Source organism: Microbacterium sp. Leaf351, from assembly GCF_001423825.1.
Taxonomy (GTDB): Bacteria; Actinomycetota; Actinomycetes; order Actinomycetales; family Microbacteriaceae; genus Microbacterium; species Microbacterium ginsengisoli.
Map to the genome: position 1 here is coordinate 241,042 of NZ_LMPK01000038.1, position 474 is coordinate 241,515.

At 65.4% G+C, this 474-nt stretch carries 1 protein-coding gene; it reads left to right on the forward strand.

Going from position 1 to position 474, the window contains the following annotated elements; translation table 11 throughout:
• A partial coding sequence (locus ASG00_RS13955; RefSeq protein WP_235559608.1) for a LysR substrate-binding domain-containing protein occupies positions 1-351 on the forward strand: 351 nt, incomplete at its 5' end.
• Between the last annotated feature and the right edge of the window lie 123 nt (positions 352-474).

Below are 474 nucleotides of genomic sequence, written 5' to 3' on the forward strand. Positions count from 1 at the left end.
TATGCGACAGCACCGTGGATCGCGCCGACAGCCGACGTGACCTGCTTCACGATGATGGAACGCGCCTGCGGCCTCGCCGGATTCCAACCCCGAATCGTCGCGGAATCCATGGACTTCAGCGTCCAACTCGAACTCGTCGCCGCCGGAGTCGGCGTCGCTCTCGTGCCCGCGCTGACCATCGCGCAGCTTCCTGACGGCGTCGATCTGCTCAGTCTCGACTCCCCGCTCGTGCGCAGCGTCCACCTCGCAGCGCGCACTCCCGACGTCGTCGATCCTGGGATACGCGCCCTCACCCGCATCCTCACCGAGGCGGCGGCAGAAAGACTGCCTCTGCGACCTCTCGCCACCTGACACGAAAGTACGCCGTTGCCTATATCCGACCTGGCTGAGCGCATCCGTATCACGCTCTACCGTCACCTCGCAACCACAGGACGATCGCTCGATGCTCGACAACTCGCCGCTGCGGTCAAGGCC